This is a genomic window from Actinocrinis sp. (genome assembly GCF_035653575.1).
Classification (GTDB): Bacteria; Actinomycetota; Actinomycetes; order Streptomycetales; family Catenulisporaceae; genus Actinocrinis.
On sequence record NZ_DASRBQ010000126.1, the window covers coordinates 1 to 18091 of the forward strand.

General features: G+C 68.2%; 16 protein-coding genes and 1 pseudogene. 10 read left to right on the forward strand and 7 right to left on the reverse strand.

Annotated elements, in window-relative coordinates:
• Both VFA06_RS18260 and VFA06_RS18265 read right to left on the reverse strand, forming a co-directional pair.
• Nucleotides 1-283, reverse strand: a pseudogene (locus VFA06_RS18260) (hypothetical protein); the annotation flags it as partial.
• Between the two features lie 297 nt (nucleotides 284-580).
• The gene (locus tag VFA06_RS18265) at nucleotides 581-1396 is read right to left on the reverse strand and encodes an SAM-dependent methyltransferase (RefSeq protein ID WP_324841820.1); all 816 of its coding nucleotides are present in this window, start codon (nucleotides 1394-1396) and stop codon (nucleotides 581-583) included.
• 218 nt (nucleotides 1397-1614) lie between these two features.
• Here VFA06_RS18265 and VFA06_RS18270 point away from each other — a divergent pair, with 218 nt between their 5' ends.
• Nucleotides 1615-2220, forward strand: a complete 606-nt coding sequence (locus tag VFA06_RS18270) for a sigma-70 family RNA polymerase sigma factor (RefSeq protein WP_324841821.1) — start codon at nucleotides 1615-1617, stop codon at nucleotides 2218-2220.
• A gap of 3 nt (nucleotides 2221-2223) precedes the next feature.
• Entirely contained in the window at nucleotides 2224-2955 is a 732-nt protein-coding gene (locus VFA06_RS18275; RefSeq protein WP_324841822.1) for a hypothetical protein, read from the forward strand.
• A 118-nt stretch (nucleotides 2956-3073) separates the two neighbouring features.
• Here the strand turns inward: VFA06_RS18275 and VFA06_RS18280 are convergent, their stop codons facing one another.
• From VFA06_RS18280 to VFA06_RS18290, 3 genes are all read right to left on the reverse strand, one after another.
• On the reverse strand, nucleotides 3074-5281 hold the full coding sequence (locus VFA06_RS18280) for an alkaline phosphatase family protein (RefSeq protein ID WP_324841823.1): 2208 nt from the start codon (nucleotides 5279-5281) through the stop codon (nucleotides 3074-3076).
• A 259-nt stretch (nucleotides 5282-5540) separates the two neighbouring features.
• A complete protein-coding gene (locus VFA06_RS18285) occupies nucleotides 5541-6830 on the reverse strand; it encodes an NAD(P)-binding domain-containing protein (RefSeq protein ID WP_324841824.1) in 1290 nt (429 codons plus the stop codon).
• A 27-nt stretch (nucleotides 6831-6857) separates the two neighbouring features.
• Nucleotides 6858-7406, reverse strand: a complete 549-nt coding sequence (locus VFA06_RS18290) for an OsmC family protein (RefSeq protein WP_324841825.1) — start codon at nucleotides 7404-7406, stop codon at nucleotides 6858-6860.
• 96 nt (nucleotides 7407-7502) lie between these two features.
• Here VFA06_RS18290 and metX point away from each other — a divergent pair, with 96 nt between their 5' ends.
• From metX to VFA06_RS18310, 4 genes are all read left to right on the forward strand, one after another.
• On the forward strand, nucleotides 7503-8717 hold the full coding sequence (gene metX, locus VFA06_RS18295) for a homoserine O-acetyltransferase MetX (protein WP_324841826.1): 1215 nt from the start codon (nucleotides 7503-7505) through the stop codon (nucleotides 8715-8717).
• Between the two features lie 26 nt (nucleotides 8718-8743).
• Nucleotides 8744-10066, forward strand: coding sequence for an O-acetylhomoserine aminocarboxypropyltransferase/cysteine synthase family protein (locus tag VFA06_RS18300; protein WP_349260239.1), 1323 nt, complete (start codon nucleotides 8744-8746; stop codon nucleotides 10064-10066).
• Nucleotides 10063-10545, forward strand: coding sequence for a CoA-binding protein (locus tag VFA06_RS18305; protein WP_324841828.1), 483 nt, complete (start codon nucleotides 10063-10065; stop codon nucleotides 10543-10545). The genes VFA06_RS18300 and VFA06_RS18305 overlap by 4 nt, the downstream gene beginning before the upstream one ends.
• A gap of 329 nt (nucleotides 10546-10874) precedes the next feature.
• On the forward strand, nucleotides 10875-11729 hold the full coding sequence (locus tag VFA06_RS18310) for a GNAT family N-acetyltransferase (RefSeq protein WP_324841829.1): 855 nt from the start codon (nucleotides 10875-10877) through the stop codon (nucleotides 11727-11729).
• A gap of 55 nt (nucleotides 11730-11784) precedes the next feature.
• On the opposite strand, the gene VFA06_RS18315 is transcribed toward VFA06_RS18310, so the two are convergent.
• A complete protein-coding gene (locus tag VFA06_RS18315; RefSeq protein WP_324841830.1) occupies nucleotides 11785-12402 on the reverse strand; it encodes an NAD(P)H-dependent oxidoreductase in 618 nt (205 codons plus the stop codon).
• 113 nt (nucleotides 12403-12515) lie between these two features.
• On the opposite strand from VFA06_RS18315, the gene VFA06_RS18320 reads away from it, so the two are divergent.
• The gene (locus VFA06_RS18320; RefSeq protein ID WP_324841831.1) at nucleotides 12516-13361 is read left to right on the forward strand and encodes a helix-turn-helix transcriptional regulator; all 846 of its coding nucleotides are present in this window, start codon (nucleotides 12516-12518) and stop codon (nucleotides 13359-13361) included.
• A 122-nt stretch (nucleotides 13362-13483) separates the two neighbouring features.
• On the opposite strand, the gene VFA06_RS18325 is transcribed toward VFA06_RS18320, so the two are convergent.
• Complete coding sequence (locus VFA06_RS18325) at nucleotides 13484-14647, reverse strand: LLM class flavin-dependent oxidoreductase (RefSeq protein WP_324841832.1); 1164 nt, start codon at nucleotides 14645-14647, stop codon at nucleotides 13484-13486.
• 355 nt (nucleotides 14648-15002) lie between these two features.
• Here VFA06_RS18325 and VFA06_RS26110 point away from each other — a divergent pair, with 355 nt between their 5' ends.
• The 3 genes from VFA06_RS26110 to VFA06_RS18335 all read left to right on the forward strand — a co-directional run bounded on the left by VFA06_RS26110 (nucleotide 15003) and on the right by VFA06_RS18335 (nucleotide 17951).
• Nucleotides 15003-15080 carry a putative leader peptide gene (locus VFA06_RS26110; protein ID WP_414639925.1) on the forward strand — a complete coding sequence of 26 codons (78 nt, stop codon included), beginning with the start codon at nucleotides 15003-15005 and terminating at the stop codon, nucleotides 15078-15080.
• A 298-nt stretch (nucleotides 15081-15378) separates the two neighbouring features.
• Nucleotides 15379-16590, forward strand: a complete 1212-nt coding sequence (locus tag VFA06_RS18330; RefSeq protein ID WP_324841833.1) for an LLM class flavin-dependent oxidoreductase — start codon at nucleotides 15379-15381, stop codon at nucleotides 16588-16590.
• Nucleotides 16587-17951: an NtaA/DmoA family FMN-dependent monooxygenase gene (locus tag VFA06_RS18335; RefSeq protein ID WP_324841834.1), complete on the forward strand. Its 1365-nt coding sequence runs from the start codon at nucleotides 16587-16589 to the stop codon at nucleotides 17949-17951. The genes VFA06_RS18330 and VFA06_RS18335 overlap by 4 nt, the downstream gene beginning before the upstream one ends.
• Nucleotides 17952-18091: the final 140 nt, after the last annotated feature.

Sequence of the window (18091 nt, forward strand, 5' to 3'; positions counted from 1 at the left end):
GCGGTGTCGGTCTCTGCGACTGCTGAGATGCGGCCGCGCCCTCGACCAGGTCGCCGGCACGCAGCCCGTACTCGCGGATGACGGCAGGCGGGACGTAGACGTCCAGCGGGCCGGGCAGATATCCGGCGGTGCGCAGGAAGCCGTGTTGGTCCTTTAGCTCGAGGATTCCGGCGACTGGAGCGAGCCATTCGGGTGGGGCGGATTCGGCGCGCGGACGGGTGCGGGTACGGGCACGGGCGCCCGAGTTCGCGGCCGCTGAGTGTTCGAGGATTGTCGTGGACATGCGGATCCTTTCAAGGGAAGGGGGAAGTAAGGCGGGGCCGCGCCACTCCGGAAGAAACACGGAGGAACGCGACAGCCTTTGACCGCTGCGGATTGTCAGCAGCCGTACAGGCCGGCCGGAGGGGCGTCAGCCTGCTGATAGTGATTGCGGAATCGGGGCTCACGCCCGGCCGCAGAGGGGTGTGTCGGCGAAAGAAGCACGACAGTGAAGAGCTTAGACAAAAGCACCGGGGCCGCACTGTTGCCCGGCGGACTCAACCGGATGCTGGCACCATTATATCACCCGGCGTGATGCAGTTCAGGTCAGCGGTTTGCGGGCGACCGCGACATACGCGGCGGCCTGGGCGTCCGTCATGTCAGGCGGGGCCTCTTCCCCGTCCGGCCGCCAGCGATACGACGTGGTTACCCCGGGATCGACCAGATCCCAGCCGTCGAAGAACCGGGCGACCTCGGCCCGGCTGCGCGCCTGGATGGGCGTACCGGCCGATCGGTAGACATCGACGACGCCCTTCTGCACGACCACTGGATCGAAGTCGCGGGTCCCGTGGGAGATGACCAGGGCGCTGCCCGGGGCGAGCGCGTCCTTCAGACGTCTGACGATGTCGTAGGCGCCGCGCTCATCAGGGATGAAGTTGAGCACGGCGTTCAGGCTCAGCGCGATCGGCCGGTTCAGGTCGAGCGTCTCGAGAAGAGTCGGCGCGGACAGAATGCTCTCCGGGTCGGCGAGGTCGGCCTGGATGTAGGCGGTATGCCCGGCCTGGTGGCTTCTTAGCAGAGCCTTGGCATGCGCGAGGACGATCGGGTCATTGTCCACGTACACGACGCGCGAGTCCGGCGCCACGCCCTGCGCGACCTCGTGCAGATTCGGCGAGTTGGGGATGCCGGTGCCGATGTCGAGGAACTGACGCAGGCCGCTTTCGGCCAGGAAGCGGGTGGAGCGGCGCATGAACGCGCGATTCGCCCGGGCCGCGACCAGGACCGAGGGGAACACCGCCAGCACCCGGCCCACCGCCTCCCGGTCGGCGAGGAAGTTCGTGTGTCCGCCGAGGTAGTAGTCGTACATGCGGGCCGAGTGTGCGCGGTCCACTTGCAGATCTACGGTCTCGTCGTCCATACCCCGCCCCGGTTCCTTGTCCTGGCGCCGTCACACGGTACCCACGGCGCCGCAGCGGACGCCGTCCGCGGGTCCATTATCGTCAGAAGAATTTCGGCGCGGCGTCAACACGGCGCCCGCCGATCTGGTTTGCTAGCAGAAGCGGGCCGGCCCACGGCTCGACGACAGGCGGCGGATTCACGCGATTGGGCCGCCGGAACGCCGAAGGAGGCAGGAACGTGGCTACTGCCGACATCGGCGCCGGCGCCCAGGCTGGTGGCGATGCCAAGACCGTCGCGAGCGGCGCCCGACGGCGGACGCCGTCCGCGTCGGCCGAGTTCGAGGTCTTCTATCAGGAGTATCACGAAGTGTGGCGGGCGTACGCTTACGCCCGCACGGGATCCCTTGAGGCCGCAGACCAGGTCATCGACGAGGTCACGGCGCAACTGGCGGATCTGTGGGCGTGCGCGTCAGGGCCCGACGACGTGGGACGGTATGCCTGGGCGCTGCTCAGGACGACGATCGTGCGCTGGCTCAACGACCACCAGACCCGGTCGGCCTTCGTCGAGACCCTGGCCTTCGATCGGACCGCGCTGGCGATGGACTTCGTCAGGGAGCGGTTCAACCTGATCGAGGAGTCGCTCACCCTGTACGCGGCGATCTCCCGCCTTCCCGAGCGCGAGTACGACGTGACTGTTCTGCGCTACGTACTCGGTTTCCCGGTAGCGCAGGTGGCTGCCGTGTTGAACATCGACACGCGAAGCGTAGGCCGGCACATCAGGTCCGCCAAGCAGCGGTTGGCCCGCGAGCTCGGCCTCTGCGCCCCGGCGAGCGACGGGCACTAGCCCATGCATCAGGGCCATGACTCGCGGAGCGGAATCGACGCGCTGCTGGCCGCCGCATGGGTGCCTGTAGCCGGGCGCGGGACGCCGACCGTCAGCGAGCGGCTGGCGCACGCCAAGGTCCGGGCCGCCGACGCACCGGGCCGATGCGTGAACGCGCTTGCCACCCACGCCGCCATCGCACCGGCGCACAGTTCCTGCGAACCCGAGCAGGCGCTGCGGGAACTCGACCTCACGGCCGTTCTGCTGCTCGACGACTCCAGGGCGGCGGCGCGGCTGTCCGGACTGGCCGACAGCCGTTCCCTTGAAGCCGAAGGCGCCGTGGTCTTCGCGTGCCTGCTGCATCTCACCGCGCGGGAGAACGCGGCGCACTTCTGGTGGCGGTTCGCGGCCGGCGCCGGAAGCCACGTCGCCGCGTACTGTCTGTGTCTGCATCACCGCCGCCACGGCGAATATCAGGACTCAGATTACTGGCGGGACCAGGCCGCCCGCCTGCGCGCCGAACACGAGCCGCGCCCAGCCCGTGAGTACGGCACCGAACAGCCGCTGCTGCCCGAAGACGTACGCAGAGAGCTGATCGCCCAGTGCCACAAGGGCAACCGGCCACGCTTACCCCTCGCGCTTGAGACCGCCCTCAACCGGCTCGCGGTCGACAGCGACGACGCGGACTTCGGAGAGATACCGCAGCCCTCCACACAGCTCGTCCACGATCTGGCGAAGAACTACCGCCGAGATTGAGAAGGCACTCGACGCGCGGCGCCGTGTTCGCTGCAGAGATAGATCCCGCACCACGCTCGATACCGGGCCCCGAGGCGGGGGATCGCCCGGGGCCCGGCCTGGTTCAGGAAGTGCTGTTCTAGCGAAGCGTGTGATGCGCCTCGATCAGAGGGCTGCGGCCGATGTCGGTCTTGTCATAGCCCACGGCCCAGACGTCACCGCCGGCTGTCGCGATGCCGCCGAGGACCTTGTCGCCGGTCCCCGGGTTCGGCGCGGCGACCTGCTGCCAGCCGTGGCCTCCGTTGCGCGCCACGAGCGTGAGCTCGTTCCCGCTGGCCGGATCGAAGTACGAGCCGACGAGCCACGCGACGCCGTTGTCGTCGAGCGCCACGCCGGTCACGTCGCTGAAGGGGCCCGCGATCCCGGTCAGCTCCTGCGCGTGCCAGCTGCCGGTGGCGGCGTCGCGGTGCTCGACGAACGGGAACGCCTGGTGTGTCGCGTCGTCGCTCTGACCGACTGCCCAGACCTCGCCGCCCTTGACGGTGACGCCTTGCAACAGAGCACCCTCGACCCCCGCTGACGGGACGTCGACGATGCTCCAGCAGGTACCGTTCCAGTGTTCTATCAGCGGCAAGTCAGTGCCCTGATCGTCGCGCTGACCCACCGCCCACACGTCGTCGGGCCCGCCGGCAGCGACGCCGTACAAGTGGCTGCCTGTCTCACTGTGGTCGGCGGCCGGCGTGGGGACCACGGACCAGCGGGCGCCGTCCCAGTGCTCGATCAAAGCATTGAAGTGACCGGTCCTCGCGCTCTGCTGGTCGCCGACCGCCCACACGTCCTTAGCGGAGACCGCGGCGGCGGAGAACAGAAGGTCGCGGGCCGTGTCGAGGTGCGGGGTCGAGGCGATCGACCAGCCATGTCCGTCCCAGGACTCGATGATGCTATGCGCCTGATAACGGGAATCGAGTGCGACGCCGACGGCCCAGGCACGCCCCGGCGTCGCGGCCACGCCGAACAGGGTGGTGAAGTTGGGGCCGCTGTTGACGGTCGGGGTCCACGTCCACTTGGTGCCGTCGAAGTGCGCGGCCGTGCTCAACGTCGCGTCGGCGTTACTGCCGGGCGCGTCGGGCAGGTAGTTGCCGACCGCCCACGCGTCCTTGGCCGAGACCGCCGCGACGGCGCCGTAGGTGTTGTCGCCGGTGCCGAGAGTCGGTACCGGCTGCACACTCCAGCCCGCGTTGCTGGGCGTTTCGGTGACCGTGTTGACCGGCTCGTTCGGTGTCGGAGTCGGGGTGGCGATCGACGGCACGGGCAGCGCGCGGAATGGGGTGGCGGCCGCGCCGGTCACGGCGAACAGCGGGCCGAGCGGCTTCACGCTCGCCGCGCACGTGTTGGCGAGGCAGCCCAGGCCGAAGTCGTGCTGAATGGTCGAGAGCAGCGAGTAATGGCTGTAGCCGGTCGCGTCCTGCGCGTGGCGCGGACCGTGGCTGGTCACGACGATGTCAGCGACTTGGCCGCCGCCCCGGGTGTTGTCGTCGCCCTCGTCATAGACGATGTCGATCGCGTTGTTGCCGTTGGCCCAGAAGCCCGCGCCGGTGATCTGCGCGACCAGTTGGCCGAGGTAAGCGTCACCGGTGGCCACGAGGCGCTGGTCCTGCGGGTCCGCGGCGGCCGTGTTGCCGGAGTCGCTGTTTCCCGAGTCCAGGCAGAACGGCGGATCGCCGTGCTGGTCATGGCATTCGTCCGGGATCACGTAGTCGAAGGCGGGAACGTGCCCGGAGCGCAGATCGGCCGACAGTTGCTCGATCGGGACCTGCCGCGACCAGTCGGCGGCGTTGAGCGAGGTGGTGAAGTTGCCGATGGCATTGTGCTTGGAAACGTACAGCGGGTCCTTGTCCGGCGCGCCATTGCAGTTCGCCGGGTAGCAGATGCCCTGATATCCGGCGTGCGGCACGCCCTGCAGGTACGCCTTCCAGCTGATACCCGCGCCGTCGAGCTGACTGATCAGGCTGGGCGCAGTGACGCGGTTGACGTAGTAGGCGTTGTCCGTGGAGACCCCGAAGGTGTCGCCGCCGAGCAGCGCGACATAGTTCGGCTCGCTCGGATGCGCCACCGCGTAGTAGTTGGTCGCCAGACCGTACTGCGTGGCCAAGGCGTTGAGGTTGGGTGCCGCCGGATTGCCGATCACATCGGGGAACCCGTGGTTCTCCTCGACGATCACGAAGACGTGGTCATAGTGCGCGGGGCCGGAGGCCGTCGGCGTGCCGGCGGGTGCGGTGACCGCCGCGGCAGCGGAAGCTGCGCTACTAGGCAGCGTGGCCGTGAGCGAACTGCCGGCAACGGCCACACACGCGATCAGGGTACGAAGGGGACGTGTTGGAGACATGGGCCGCCTTCCATCAATGCTCAGACGCGACCGAGTGAGCCCGAGTCGTTCCGAACCTATGAGCGCGCCGATGAGGCGGGGGCGGTGTACAGGTGAATATCAGGCGTAAGCGATCCAAAACGTTGTCGTCGCGCCTGCGCCGCGTCATCGTGGTCGGGGGCGATCCTTCAGTCGCCTTCGCACGAACCGAGTTGAGCCGATTCGCCGTGAACCTCTCGCACTAGCGGGAGCAGCACGCATCATCCCGGATACGGTGACGTGCTCCGTGCCCCAGGTACCGCGTGAGATGGTCAACGACCTCACGCGCGTCGTCCTCGATGCCGTGGATGAACGTCGATTTGCGCCGCCGCAGCACCGGTAAGCCGAGCGCGTAGAGGCCCGGACTGTCGACCACGCCGCCTTCGTGCCGCAACTGCCCCTTCGCGTCGAGCACAGGCACGTCCAGCCAGCGGTAGTCCGGCCGGAAACCCGTGGCCCACACGATCGTGCGGAAGTCACCGCTGCCGAGGTCGAGCTGCAGGCGCGCCGACTCAGGCACACTGGTCGCCGGGAAGCGTTCGGGAGCGTCGATCTCGTCGTCGTGCCGGTGCTCCCGGGCCCACTGGTCGAACGTGTCCAAAAGACGGCGCATCTTCAGATCCGCGAGCGCGAACACGTTGCGCAGGCCGCCGGAGAACAGGGCCCGGCCGTCCCGTACCCCGGCCAACCGCCCCACCGTCTCGACCCCCATCGACCGCAGAACGTTGAGATCGAGCGTCGTGCGCTCCGGCGTTCCGACGAGCTGTGGCGAGGGCAGCCGCCGGGCGCGGGTCAGATCGTCGAGCTCGTCGTAGCGCTGATCCCACACGCCCGACTCGGCCATCCACCACAGCACGTCGCGGCCGCGGTACGTGCGCGGCAATCGCACATGCTCGCCCACGCAGAGCGTGACCGGATGGCCGCGGCGGCGGAATTCGGCCGCCAGTTGCACGCCGGTCGCCGAAGCCCCCACCACGAGCACGCCGCCTTCCGGCAGCTCGCGGAGCTCGCCGTGGTCAAAGGGAGTCAGCTGCCTGATGCCGCTCGGCACCCCCTCGCTGAGCGGCGGGACGACGGGCACGTTGCAGGCGCCGGTGGCGAGAATCACCGCGCGGCAGTCCAGCAGACCCTGATCCGTCGCGACGCGATATCCGTCGTCGGTGCGGCTAAGGCGCTGCACAGTCGTGTCCGTGCGCACCGGAGCGCGCACGGACACGGCGAACTGCTCGATGAAGTCGACCACCTCGGGCATCGTCATGTACCCGTCTGGATCCGGGCCCTGATAACGATGCCCCGGCAGCCGGCTGAGCCAGTTGGGCGTCAGCAATCGCAGGGAATCCCAGCGTTCGGTGCGCCAGGAGTTCGCCACCTGCCCGCGCTCGAGCACCACGTGGTCGATTGATCGAGCGCTGAGAAAGTGGCTCGCCGCGAGGCCCGCGTGCCCCGCGCCGATCACCACAGCGGTGGCACGCTCCACGGCCCGGTCTGCCATCAGCCCGTCAGTCCGATCAGTGCGGCCTCAGGCTACTTCGACGGTGACGTTGGTCGGGTTGGTGAGTGCGTCGAAGACGGCAGAACGCTTTTGCGACTGGGCCACCAGCGCCTCGATCTCCTCCGGCGAGGCGTCCGCGTCGATCGAGAAGGTCACCTTCACGTCGTTGAAGCCGTTGCGCACGTCGCTGTCCACGCCGAGGATGCCGCGGATGTCGTGCTGGCCCTCGACCGTCGCCTGGACCGAGCGAAGCTGGATGCCGCGATTCTGCGCGACGGACGCCACACCGGCGGTAAGGCAGCTGGCGAGACCGACCAAAAGGTATTCAATCGGAGTGATGCCGTTGTCCTCGGCGGCGAAAACCTCGGGGTGGTCGGCGTCGAACACAGCTTCGGTCTTGTGATTCTGCTCCTGGCCCAGTCCGAAGAAGTTCTGAATCGTCGTCCTGCTGTGCACACCGTTCTGCCACGTGGACGACGCACGCCAGGTGAACTGCGCGGCTTCGGGTGCGCCCCTGAGCACCTCGCGCGCGTCGAGCAGAGCCTGGACGTTAACTCCATTGGTGACCGTCGTCATGGTTCGAGACCCTATTCTCTCGGTTTCCGAAGTATTCAGAAATGGCAAACGGAATGCCTGACGATAACATCCGCCGCAGGGTTTACCATAGCCGTCATGACGAAAAGCGGCGCGGTGGTTTCGGCCGGTTCGGTCGGCATCACCGAGACCCGATACCTCGACCTTCCGGGCTCATTGCGCCTCGACTGCGGGCGGGACTTGCCGGAGGTGCGGGTGGCGTATGAGACCTATGGCACGCTCTCGGCCGCGCGCGACAACGTCATCCTGGTGTGCCACGCCCTGAGCGGCGACGCCCACGCCGCGGGCCTGGCCGCGACCGCGTCGGCGCCCGGCACGCGCGACGGCTTCGCCGCCGAGGACCGCGACGGGCCGGCCGGGCGGGCGCTGGGTTGGTGGGACGGGATGATCGGCCCCGGCAAGGCCTTCGACACCGACCGCTACTTCGTGGTGTCCACGAACCTGCTCGGCGGCTGTCGCGGCACCACCGGGCCCTCATCGATGAATCCTGCGACGGGCCGGCCGTACGGCCCGGATTTCCCGGTGCTCACTGTCGCCGACATGGTGCGCACCGAGCGCCGCTTCCTCGACGAACTCGGCATCGAGCGGCTCGCCGCAGTGGCCGGAGGCTCGCTCGGCGGCATGCAGGCCTTCGAGTGGGCGGTGCTCTACCCGGACCAAGTCGACACCGTGGTGGCGATCGCGAGCACGCACGCGCTGCACCCACAGGGCGTGGCGTGGAACGCGATCGCACGCGAGGCCATCATGCGCGACCCGGCCTGGCAAGGCGGCCGCTACTACGGCACCGGCCGCGCGCCCGCCGCCGGCATGGGCGTGGCACGGATGGTCGGCCACATCACCTACCTTTCCGCACCGGCGCTGGAAGACAAGTTCGGCCGGCGGCTGCAGGAAGGCGACGACGTGCACTACACGCTTGAGCACGCCGAGTTCGAAGTCGAGAGCTACCTACGCCACCAAGCCGAATCCTTCGTCGGCCGCTTCGACGCCAACACCTACCTCTACCTGTCCCGCGCCCTGACGTACTTCGACCTGGCGCGGCAGTACGGCGACGGATCGCTTCAGCGCGCGCTCGAAGGCGTCGCGGCCCGCACCCTGCTGATAGCTTTCAGCTCGGACTGGCTGTATCCGCCCTCCGCCTCGCACGAGATCGCGCAGGCCCTCGGCGCGCTCGGCAAGGAGGTCGAGTACCACGTGATCGACGCGCCGTACGGCCACGACTGCTTCCTGCTCGAAGAAGAAAGACAGACCCCGATCATCCGCCGATTCCTGGACCGGGACGGTGAGGGGCAGTGACCGACGACTACGTGAGCGAGGCGACCATGAGCGACAGGCCGGCGCGCCTTGAGCAGTATCACGCCTTCGCCTTCGAGACCCGGCAGCTGCACGCCGGACAACGGCCGGATCCGAACACCGGCGCGCGGGCCGTGCCGATCTTCCAGACCACCAGCTACGTGTTCGAAGACCCCGAGTCCGCGGCCGCGTACTTCAATCTGCAGGAGTACGGCAACACGTACTCGCGCATCATGAACCCGACCGTGGCAGTGTTCGAAGAGCGCGTGGCGAACCTCGAGGGCGGGAGCGGCGCGGTGGCGTTCGCCAGCGGTATCGCGGCGCAGGCTGCGGCGCTGTTCACGCTGCTTCAGCCGGGCGACCACATCGTGGCCTCCGCGGCGCTCTACGGCGGCACGGTAAACCAGCTCAAGCACCTGCTGCGGAAGATGAACGTCGAGCTGAGCTGGGTCGACCCCGACGACGTCGAGGCGTGGCGCAAGCAGGTGCGGCCGACCACGAAGGCTTTCTACGGCGAGACGATCGGCAACCCCGCCGGCAACGTGCTGGACATCGAGGCCGTCGCGGCCATCGCGCACGAGCACGGGCTGCCGCTGATCGTGGACAACACGTTCGCGACGCCGTACCTGTGCCGGCCGATCGAGTGGGGTGCCGACATCGTGGTGCACTCGGCGACCAAATTCCTCGGCGGTCACGGCACCAGCATCGGCGGCGTCGTGGTGGAGGCTGGCACGTTCGACTGGTCCAACGGCCGGTTCCCGGTGGTCGCCGACCCCTCGCCCGCCTATCACGGACTGCGGTTCCACGAGACCTTCGGCGAATACGGCTACCTGATGAAGCTGCGGGCCGAGACCCTGCGCGACCTCGGCGCGGCGCTCTCCCCGTTCAACGCCTTCCTGTTCCTGCAGGGCCTTGAGACGCTTTCACTGCGCATGGAACGGCACGTGGACAACGCGCTCGCGATCGCCCGGTTCCTCCAGGGGCACGAGCTCGCCTCACGGGTGACCCACCCCGGTCTGCCGGAGAGCCGCTACCGTCCGCTGGTGGACAAGTACCTGCCGCGCGGCGCCGGCGCGGTGTTCTCCTTCGACTGCGCCGGCGGGCGCGAAGGCGGACAGCAGTTCATCAGTGCACTGACGCTATGGTCGCACCTGGCCAACGTGGGCGACGCGAAGAGCCTGGTCATCCACCCCGCCAGCACGACGCACCGGCAGCTGGGCGATGAGGAGTTGCGGGCCGCGGGCGTCGGGCCCGGCACCGTGCGGTTGTCGGTGGGCCTCGAAGCCGTCGAGGATCTGACCTGGGATCTGGAACAGGGCTTCGCGAACGTCAGGCAGGAGGCGGCGGCATGACCGACCTCGCGCGTTACCAGGACGCGTTAACCATCCAGCGCGTGCTGAACACGGCCCGCACGATCGCGATCGTCGGCTTGTCCGGCAACGAACTGCGCGCCAGCCACTTCGTCGGCTTCTACCTCAAACGCCACGGCTACCGGGTGATCCCGGTCAACCCGCGCGAGAGCGAAGTGCTGGGGGAGCGGTCCTACGGCGACCTGCTCGACGTGCCCGAGCCCGTGGACATCGTGAACGTCTTTCGCGCTCCGGACGCGCTGCCGCAGATCGCCCGGCAGACCGTGCACATCGGTGCCGGCGCGCTGTGGTGCCAGTTCGGCGTGATCAACGAGCCGGCGGCGCGCGAAGCCGAGGAGGGCGGCGTCGCAGTGGTCATGGACCGCTGCATCAAGGTCGAGCACGCGCGATACGCAGGCCGAATGCACTGGCTCGGTTTCAACACGCGGCGCATCACGTCCGTGCGCGCGGGTCTCCAGTAGGGCGAGTGAACCGCTACGAAAAGCACCTGTTCTAAGGTAACCATCTGACTTCGAGGTCATCCCGGTCTCCGCTGCCCGAATGCTGGTCTGCGTTTTCGCGCTGGCTGTTAAGGGAATGTCGTACGTGGACAACTGACTTAACAATCCGCGCATAGACCAGACGACGACTCAACACGGGAGCGGACGGTCAACTTATGGGTGATGTCCAGGTTGTCGCCGAATTCGGGGAAGGAATGCTCAGCTCCCCGTGGTGGGACGAATTCGCGGCGTCGACCGGGACAGTGTTCCACACGAGTCGTTTTCTCCTGCCTTGGTGGGAAGACAGGCGGGTGAAGAGCCCGAATTCCCGGCTCGTGACGGCCGGCGTCGTCGATGCCGACGGGGTCGTCGGGCTCTGCGCTTTCGAACTCGACGCGGGCTGCCTGTCCTTCGCCGGGGGTCGGGACGTCGTCGATTACATGGGTCCGATCGCGGCCGCGGGGCGTGAGAAGGACGTCGCCGCCGCGCTCGGCGAGTGGATGTGCGACAGCCTGTCGTGGAACCGAGCGCACCTGGCCGGACTCGCCGGCGACGCCGCGGCGGCCAACGCCATGGTCGACGAGATCTTGCGCCGAGACCCCTGCGCTATCGCCGCGACGTACGACCAGGCCCCGAGGATCGAGAAGGCCCCGGAGGGCTATCTCAGGGGCCTTAACTCCAAGCGCCGGGCGGACGTGCTGCGCAAGCGCAACCGCTTGATCGAGGCGGTCGGGCGGCTGGAACTGGTGGAGTCGACGCCCGAAACGACACTCGACCTGCTGGAGCGGCTCCTGTCCTGGAAGGCGCGGGCTAGCGTGGCGACGAGCGAATTCGTCGTCGCGTACGGCGATTTCCTCAGGAACATGCTGACCGAGTTGGCCGCCGCGGACAGCGGGTATGTCGTAGAGCTTCGAGCCTCCGACCGCCCGCTCGCGTCGGCCATCATGCTCCGGCATCGAGACACGGCCTACATCTACAACATGTCATATGACACGACCTTGACGGTCGAATCGAGTCTGGCACCCGGGGTGGTGCTGGTCTCCCTCCTCGTCGAACGCAGCCTCGACAGTGGTCTGCGGTTCGATTTCCTCAAGGGCGCCCAGGACTACAAGCTGCGCTTGGGCGGAGTACCCGTGGATCTGACCGCCATCACGGTCGAACGCTGACAGCAGGAACCGCTCGTACCAGCAGCAGGAACGATCTGCTGTCGCTGAGCGTACGTCACATCGGATAGGGCGACGTGCCCCGTGCGGTAGTCAACGCATCCGCCCACCAAGCGAGCTGATTGAGCATCGTCTTGGCGTAGAGCGGTGCCTGGGAGTCCAGCGGTGTGCCGTCCTTCCAGGCGGTGAAGTAATTCGGGAAGGCGAGCCCGTCGCGAATGGTCACCGCGTGCAATTCGGTCAGCACGTTCTCCAGGTGCAGCGCGGCGTGCCGGCCGCCGGCGGCGCCGCCGTAGCTGACGAAGGCGACGGGCTTGGCCGCCCATTGCGTGAAATGCCAGTCGATGGCGGCCTTGAGCGCGGCCGGGTAGCTGTGGTTGTACTCCGGCGTAACCAAGACGAACGCCTCGGCCTCGGTGAGCCGTTCGGTCAGGCTCGCCATCGACTCCGGACGCGGGTAGGAGGCACCGGCGCGCTTGGGGGAGACGGCCGGAAGCGTGAGCGGGATGTCGTACGCTGCGAGGTCGATCGAGTCGATGTCGAACCCGCCGTGCTCCTGTGCCTGTTGCGCGACCCAGGCGGCGACGACCGGCCCGAACCGGCCCTCCCGCACGCTTCCGATGACAATCGCCAGCCGGTGCTTCCGCGGCCTACTGGCCATGTGTGCATTAGTCATGGACAGCACTGTCCGGTCTTACGCGACGCGGAACCAGACCGGTCCCAGGCTGGCCCCGACAGGGCCACCCTGATCCATCCAGGTCTCTGCGGACGATGCCTAGACTTGCGGCTATGGGTACCCCGTTGGGCGATTACATTCGAGCCAAGCGCGACAGCATCCAGCCGGAGTCACTCGGGCTGCCCGACCGCGGTCCCCGCCGTACGCCGGGCCTGCGCCGCACGGACCTGGCCCTGCGCGCAGGCATCAGCGTCGAGTACCTCACCCGCATCGAGCAGGGACGCGACCGCAATCCGTCCCCGGCGGTGGTGAACGCACTCGCCGACGCCCTTGGCCTTGACGCTACGGAACGCGAGCACCTTCGATACCTGACTAAGATCAGTGGCAGCCTTTGCGTCTCGCACCGCGATCGCGCCGTGGCACCGCCGAACCGGCAGGTACGCGCGAGCGTGCTGGAAATGCTGCGCCTGCTTGAGCCGGCGGCGGCATATATCACCAACCGTTTTGGTGACGTGTTGGCTTACACGAATGGATTCGAGCGGTTGATGGCCGGAAGCGGCGTGCTTGAGGCGGCGCAGCCCAATCTGACGCGCTACGTGTTCACCGATCCGCGGGCGCACGACTTCTTCGCCGACTGGGATCAGGCGGCTGACGAGCTCGCCTTCGACCTCTGGCTGGCCCCGTCGGTGGAAAGCTCTGAGCAATTCCGCCGCGCGTTGGAGGCGGACGCCGGTGCGCAGTTCGCTCGGCGGCGCGACCGCCACGTGCCCCCGCCGCAGCTGCCCCTGCGGCTGAATCATCCTGCGGGCGAGCAGCTGCGTCTGCTGCGCGAACGCTTGGAGCTGCCGCATGCGGACGCTCAGCAACTTGTCGTCTTGCTGCCCGCCGACGATACGACGGCACGCGCCATGGCGCGCTTGCACCACCGCGACGGCGGCGGCCTGCGGGCAGTCAGCTAGCGGCAGGGCGGAAGCGCGGTCCCGGGCACCCTGTCGCATCCGGACGCACCAGACGCCATGTCGCTGACCTGCGGCATTCGGCATCGTGCGCTCCTCATGCCGCGCCCACGGCGGTGGGCTGGTCAGTCGCCATACCACTCGTGCGCGAGCAACTCGTACGAGCGCACCCGGTCGGCGTGGTCGTGCGTGATCGTGGTGATGTGCAACTCGTCCGCTCCGGTGACGCGCTGAAGGGCGTCGAGCTTGTCGACGACCGCCTTCGGCGAGCCGGTGAACTGCGTCGCGGTACGGTCCGCGATGAGGGCTAGGTCGGCTTCGGTCCAGTCATGCTCGGCGGCCTCCTGCGGGGTGGGGAACTTAATGGCGCCGTCCCCCGTGCGGATGCTGCGTACCCAGGGGGCATAGCCGCGCGCGAGTTCCGCCGCTGTGGAGTCGTCCTCTGCGACGACTACGTCCGCTGACACGGTCACATACGGGTCGGTCAACTCGGGCGAGGGCTGGAAGGCGGCGCGGTACGCCTCTACGGCTTCGAGTGTTGTTCCAGGGCTGACATGGTAGTTCGCGGCAAACCGCAGTCCGAGCTTTCCGGCGGCCTCGGCGCTCTGACCCGCGCTGCTGCCGAGGATCCACACCTGCACGTCGGCTCCCTCACCGGGAGTGGCATGAGCCTCCTGGCCTTCGGGCGTGCGGTAGTCGCCAGCCAGCAGGGCGAGGATTTCTTCGACCTGCTCGCGGTAGTCCGCGGATTCGGCTCCGGGTAGATGAAGCAGCTTGTGGTTCAACCGCAGGCGCTCGGCCAGCCCGGGCAGACCCGCCAGTTGCTCGAAGCTGAACTTCTTCGGAATGAGCAACCCGTCGACGACGCGTCCGCCGGCGTCGCGCGCTGCGGCCTGCGGGCCAGTCGGGCTCTGCGGGCTCGACTGCGCGCCGCCGGGTGCCGGCAGTTTTCCGCCCGAGCGGCCGAGCCCCAGGTCGATGCGCCCCGGGAACGCCGCGTCGAGCAGGCCGAACTCCTCGACGGTGTTCAGCGCGGTGCGATGGCCGAGCTGGACGCCTCCCGAGCCCACCCGGATCCGACTGGTCGCCGCCGCCGCGAGCGCGATCGTCACCGCCGGGGAAGCTCCGGCGACACCGGGATTGAGGTGGTGCTCGGCGAACCAGTACCGCCGATATCCGAACTCTTCGGTGCGCCGAGCCAGGTCGAGCGTGTTGCGCAGGGCTTCGCGCGGGTCGGAGCCGGAGCTGATCGGGACCAGGTCCAGGACGGAGAGGGGTACGCGGCTCATGCTCGGCTCTCTGGATCGGCGGGCGGCTGCGGCCCGGACGCTTCAGACATCAACGTGATGACCCGGAAGGCCGGCGTGCCCGTAGTGACTCACGGATGCGCCGCAACGCACGCGGGCTCGGGTGTCAGTGCGCCGATACGACGGCGGCGCGTCCGGAAGATGTCAACGGCTACAGGAGCAGGACCACACTCGACCGAAGTCGATGTGGTCTCGCGAGGTGAGCCGGACCAGGTGCACCTCGCCATTGTGGGCACGTCTTGGCGACCCGGTCAATGCGTGGCCTCTTGCGTCCCACAGCGTGAACAGCGCATCGCCGAGGTTGACACGCGGGCGGATCGCTTGTCATGGTGTGCCCATGACTCCGCAGGCACTGCTCGTGCAGCGGCGGCACGTCGACCTGCGACGGCACGCCAGCGCGATCTGTCCCGCCTGAATATCCGGTGTTGACGTGCCGATGACTTTCCGGCATCAGGCGCACGCCGGGCGCCGCGCCTTCTAAGAGTTCTTCGCCTCCGAACCACGTTGCTCGCGCACTTCATAAGGCGTGCTGCGCAACTCGCGGGCTTCTTCGACCATCAACTACCTCATTCAGCACGGCCAGCACGCGCAATGGCCGGCGGCTTACCACCTCTCCCACGAGCCCGTGCCCAGCTTGAGACCGTGCCCAGCTCGCGGATCAATCCGCCCGGCCTGCCGCTGACCGACTCCTGACCGGAAGCAGGAAGCAAGACATGGCATTCGCACCCCTCCACCTGGCCGTCGCACTCGAGGGCGCGGGCTGGCATCCCGCCGCCTGGCGCGAGCCGGCGGCTCTGCCCGACGAACTGCTCACCGGCCGCTACTGGACTGAGCTGATCCAGGAGGCCGAGCGTGGGCTGATCGACTATGTCACCATCGAGGACGCACACGCGCTGCAATCCAGCTTGCCCGACAGGCCGGACGAGCGTATCGACCAGGTACGCGGACGTCTCGACGCGGTCCTGATCGCCGCCCGCGTCGCCCCGCTGACCCGCCACATCGGCCTGGTGTCGACCGCATCGGTCACACACACCGAGCCCTTCCATCTTTCCAAGGCGATCGCGTCGCTCGACTACGCGGCCAAGGGCCGCGCGGGAGTGCGAGTCAAAGTCGCCTGGAGCGCTTACGAGGCAGCGCTTTTCGGTCGCCGGCCGATCCCGGCGTTCAGCATCGAAGAGCACGATCTCCCACTGGTCAGGGAACTGATTCAGGTGTTGTTCGAGGAAGCGGCCGACGTGGTGGAAGTGCTGCGCCGGCTCTGGGACAGCTGGGAGGACGACGCGGAGATCCGCGACGCGTCCACCGGCCGCTTCATCGACCGCGACAAGCTGCACTACATCGACTTCGAAGGGCGCTGGTTCCACGTCAAGGGCCCGTCGATCACGCCGCGCCCGCCGCAAGGCCAGCCGGTCGTGACCGTGCTCGCTCACGACACCGTCCCGTACCGGCTCGCGGCCCGTGCGGCAGACGTCGTATACGTGACGCCGACCGACTGGCCCACGGCGCAGGCGATCGTGGCGCAGGTGCGCGCGCAGCAGGAGATCGCACGACGAGGGCACGAGACGCTGCACGTCTTCGGCGACCTGGTCGTCTTCCTCGGCAGGACGGCGAAGGAGGCGCAGCAGCGCAAGCAGCGCCTTGATGAAGCCGCCGGCGAGGAGTACACCTCCGACGCCCACATCTTCACCGGAACCGCGGCCCAGCTCGCAGACCTGCTGCTGGAGTGGCAGGCCGCCGGGCTGTCCGGCTTCCGGTTGCGTCCGGGCGCGATCCCCGACGACCTGGCCGCGATCACCGGCGCCCTCGTGCCAGAACTCCAACGGCGCGGCGCATTCCGCCGCGAATACGACGCGGAAACGTTGCGCGGCCTGCTCGGACTGCCGCGCCCCGTCAACCGCTACGCCCCGACCGGAGCGGCATCATGACCAAGCCGGTCAAGCAGATCCACCTCGCGGCGCACTTCCCCGGGGTCAACAACACCACCGTGTGGAGCGATCCGGCCGCCGGCAGCCAGATCGAGTTCGAGTCCTTCGCGCATCTGGCCCGCACCGCCGAGCGCGCCAAGTTCGACTTCCTGTTCCTGGCCGAGGGACTGCGGCTGCGTGAGCAGAACGGCCTGATCTACGATCTCGACGTCGTCGGGCGCCCGGACACCTTCACCGTGCTGGCCGCACTCGCCGCCGTCACCGAGCGGCTCGGCCTGGCCGGCACGATCAACTCCACCTTCAACGAGCCCTACGAGGTGGCCAGGCAGTTCGCGAGCCTCGACCACCTTTCCGGAGGCCGGGCGGCCTGGAACGTGGTCACCTCCTGGGACGCGTTCACCGGGGAGAACTTCCGGCGCGGCGGATACCTGCCGCAGGAACTGCGCTACGAGCGGGCCGAGCAGTTCCTGCGCGCCGCCTTCACGCTCTTCGACTCCTGGCACGGGGACGAGATCCTCGCGGACAAGGAATCAGGAGTCTTTCTTCGCGACCCGCAGGCCGGACAGTTCGCCGTGCGCAGCTCCCAGTTCGACATCGCGGGACACTTCAACGTGCCGCGCAGCCCGCAGGGCCGGCCGGTCATCTTCCAGGCCGGGGACTCGGACGCGGGCCGCGAGTTCGCCGCCCGCAGCGCCGACGCCATATTCAGCAGGCACGGCACGCTGGAGGCCGGCCGTGCCTTCTACGCCGACGTCAAGGGGCGCCTGGCCAAGTTCGGGCGCCGCGCGGACGAGCTGAAGATCCTGCCCGCGGCCACCTTCGTGCTCGGCGACACCGACGCCGAGGCGCAGGAGAAGGCGCATGCCGTCCGGCTCCAGCAAGTCAGCGGCCCGACCGCGCTGCGCTTCCTGGAGCAGGTGTGGAACCGGGACCTGAGCGACCACGACCCGGACGGTCCGCTGCCCGAGATCGACCCGGATCCCGGCGAGCACACCGTCGCCAAGGGCCGCGCCAGCGTCCGGATGTTCGGCGACCCGCTGGCCACGGCGGCGAAGTGGCGCGCGCTGGCCGACGCGAAGAAGCTGTCCATCAGGCAGCTGGTGATCGAGGTCTCCGGTCGGCAGAACTTCATCGGCTCCCCGGCCACCATCGCCGCGCAGATCAACGAATTCGTGCAGACCGACGCCTCGGACGGCTTCATCCTGGTGCCGCACCTCACGCCCGGCGGCCTGGACGAGTTCGCCGACACCGTCGTGCCGCTGCTGCAAGAGCGCGGCGTCTTCCGGGCCGAATACACCGGCACGACGCTGCGCGAGCACCTCGGACTGGAGAGAGCCTCATGGGCGAAGCGCCGTCGATGACGACCGGCAGCGTCATCCTCGCCGGCCATCGTGTGCTCGCGTCCGCGTCCGCGTCGGCCCACCGTCAGGTCCTGAACAACAGCGTCTGGGAATCCCTGCCGCCAGCTCTGGGTTTCGGGTGTATTAATTCAGAAGAGCCG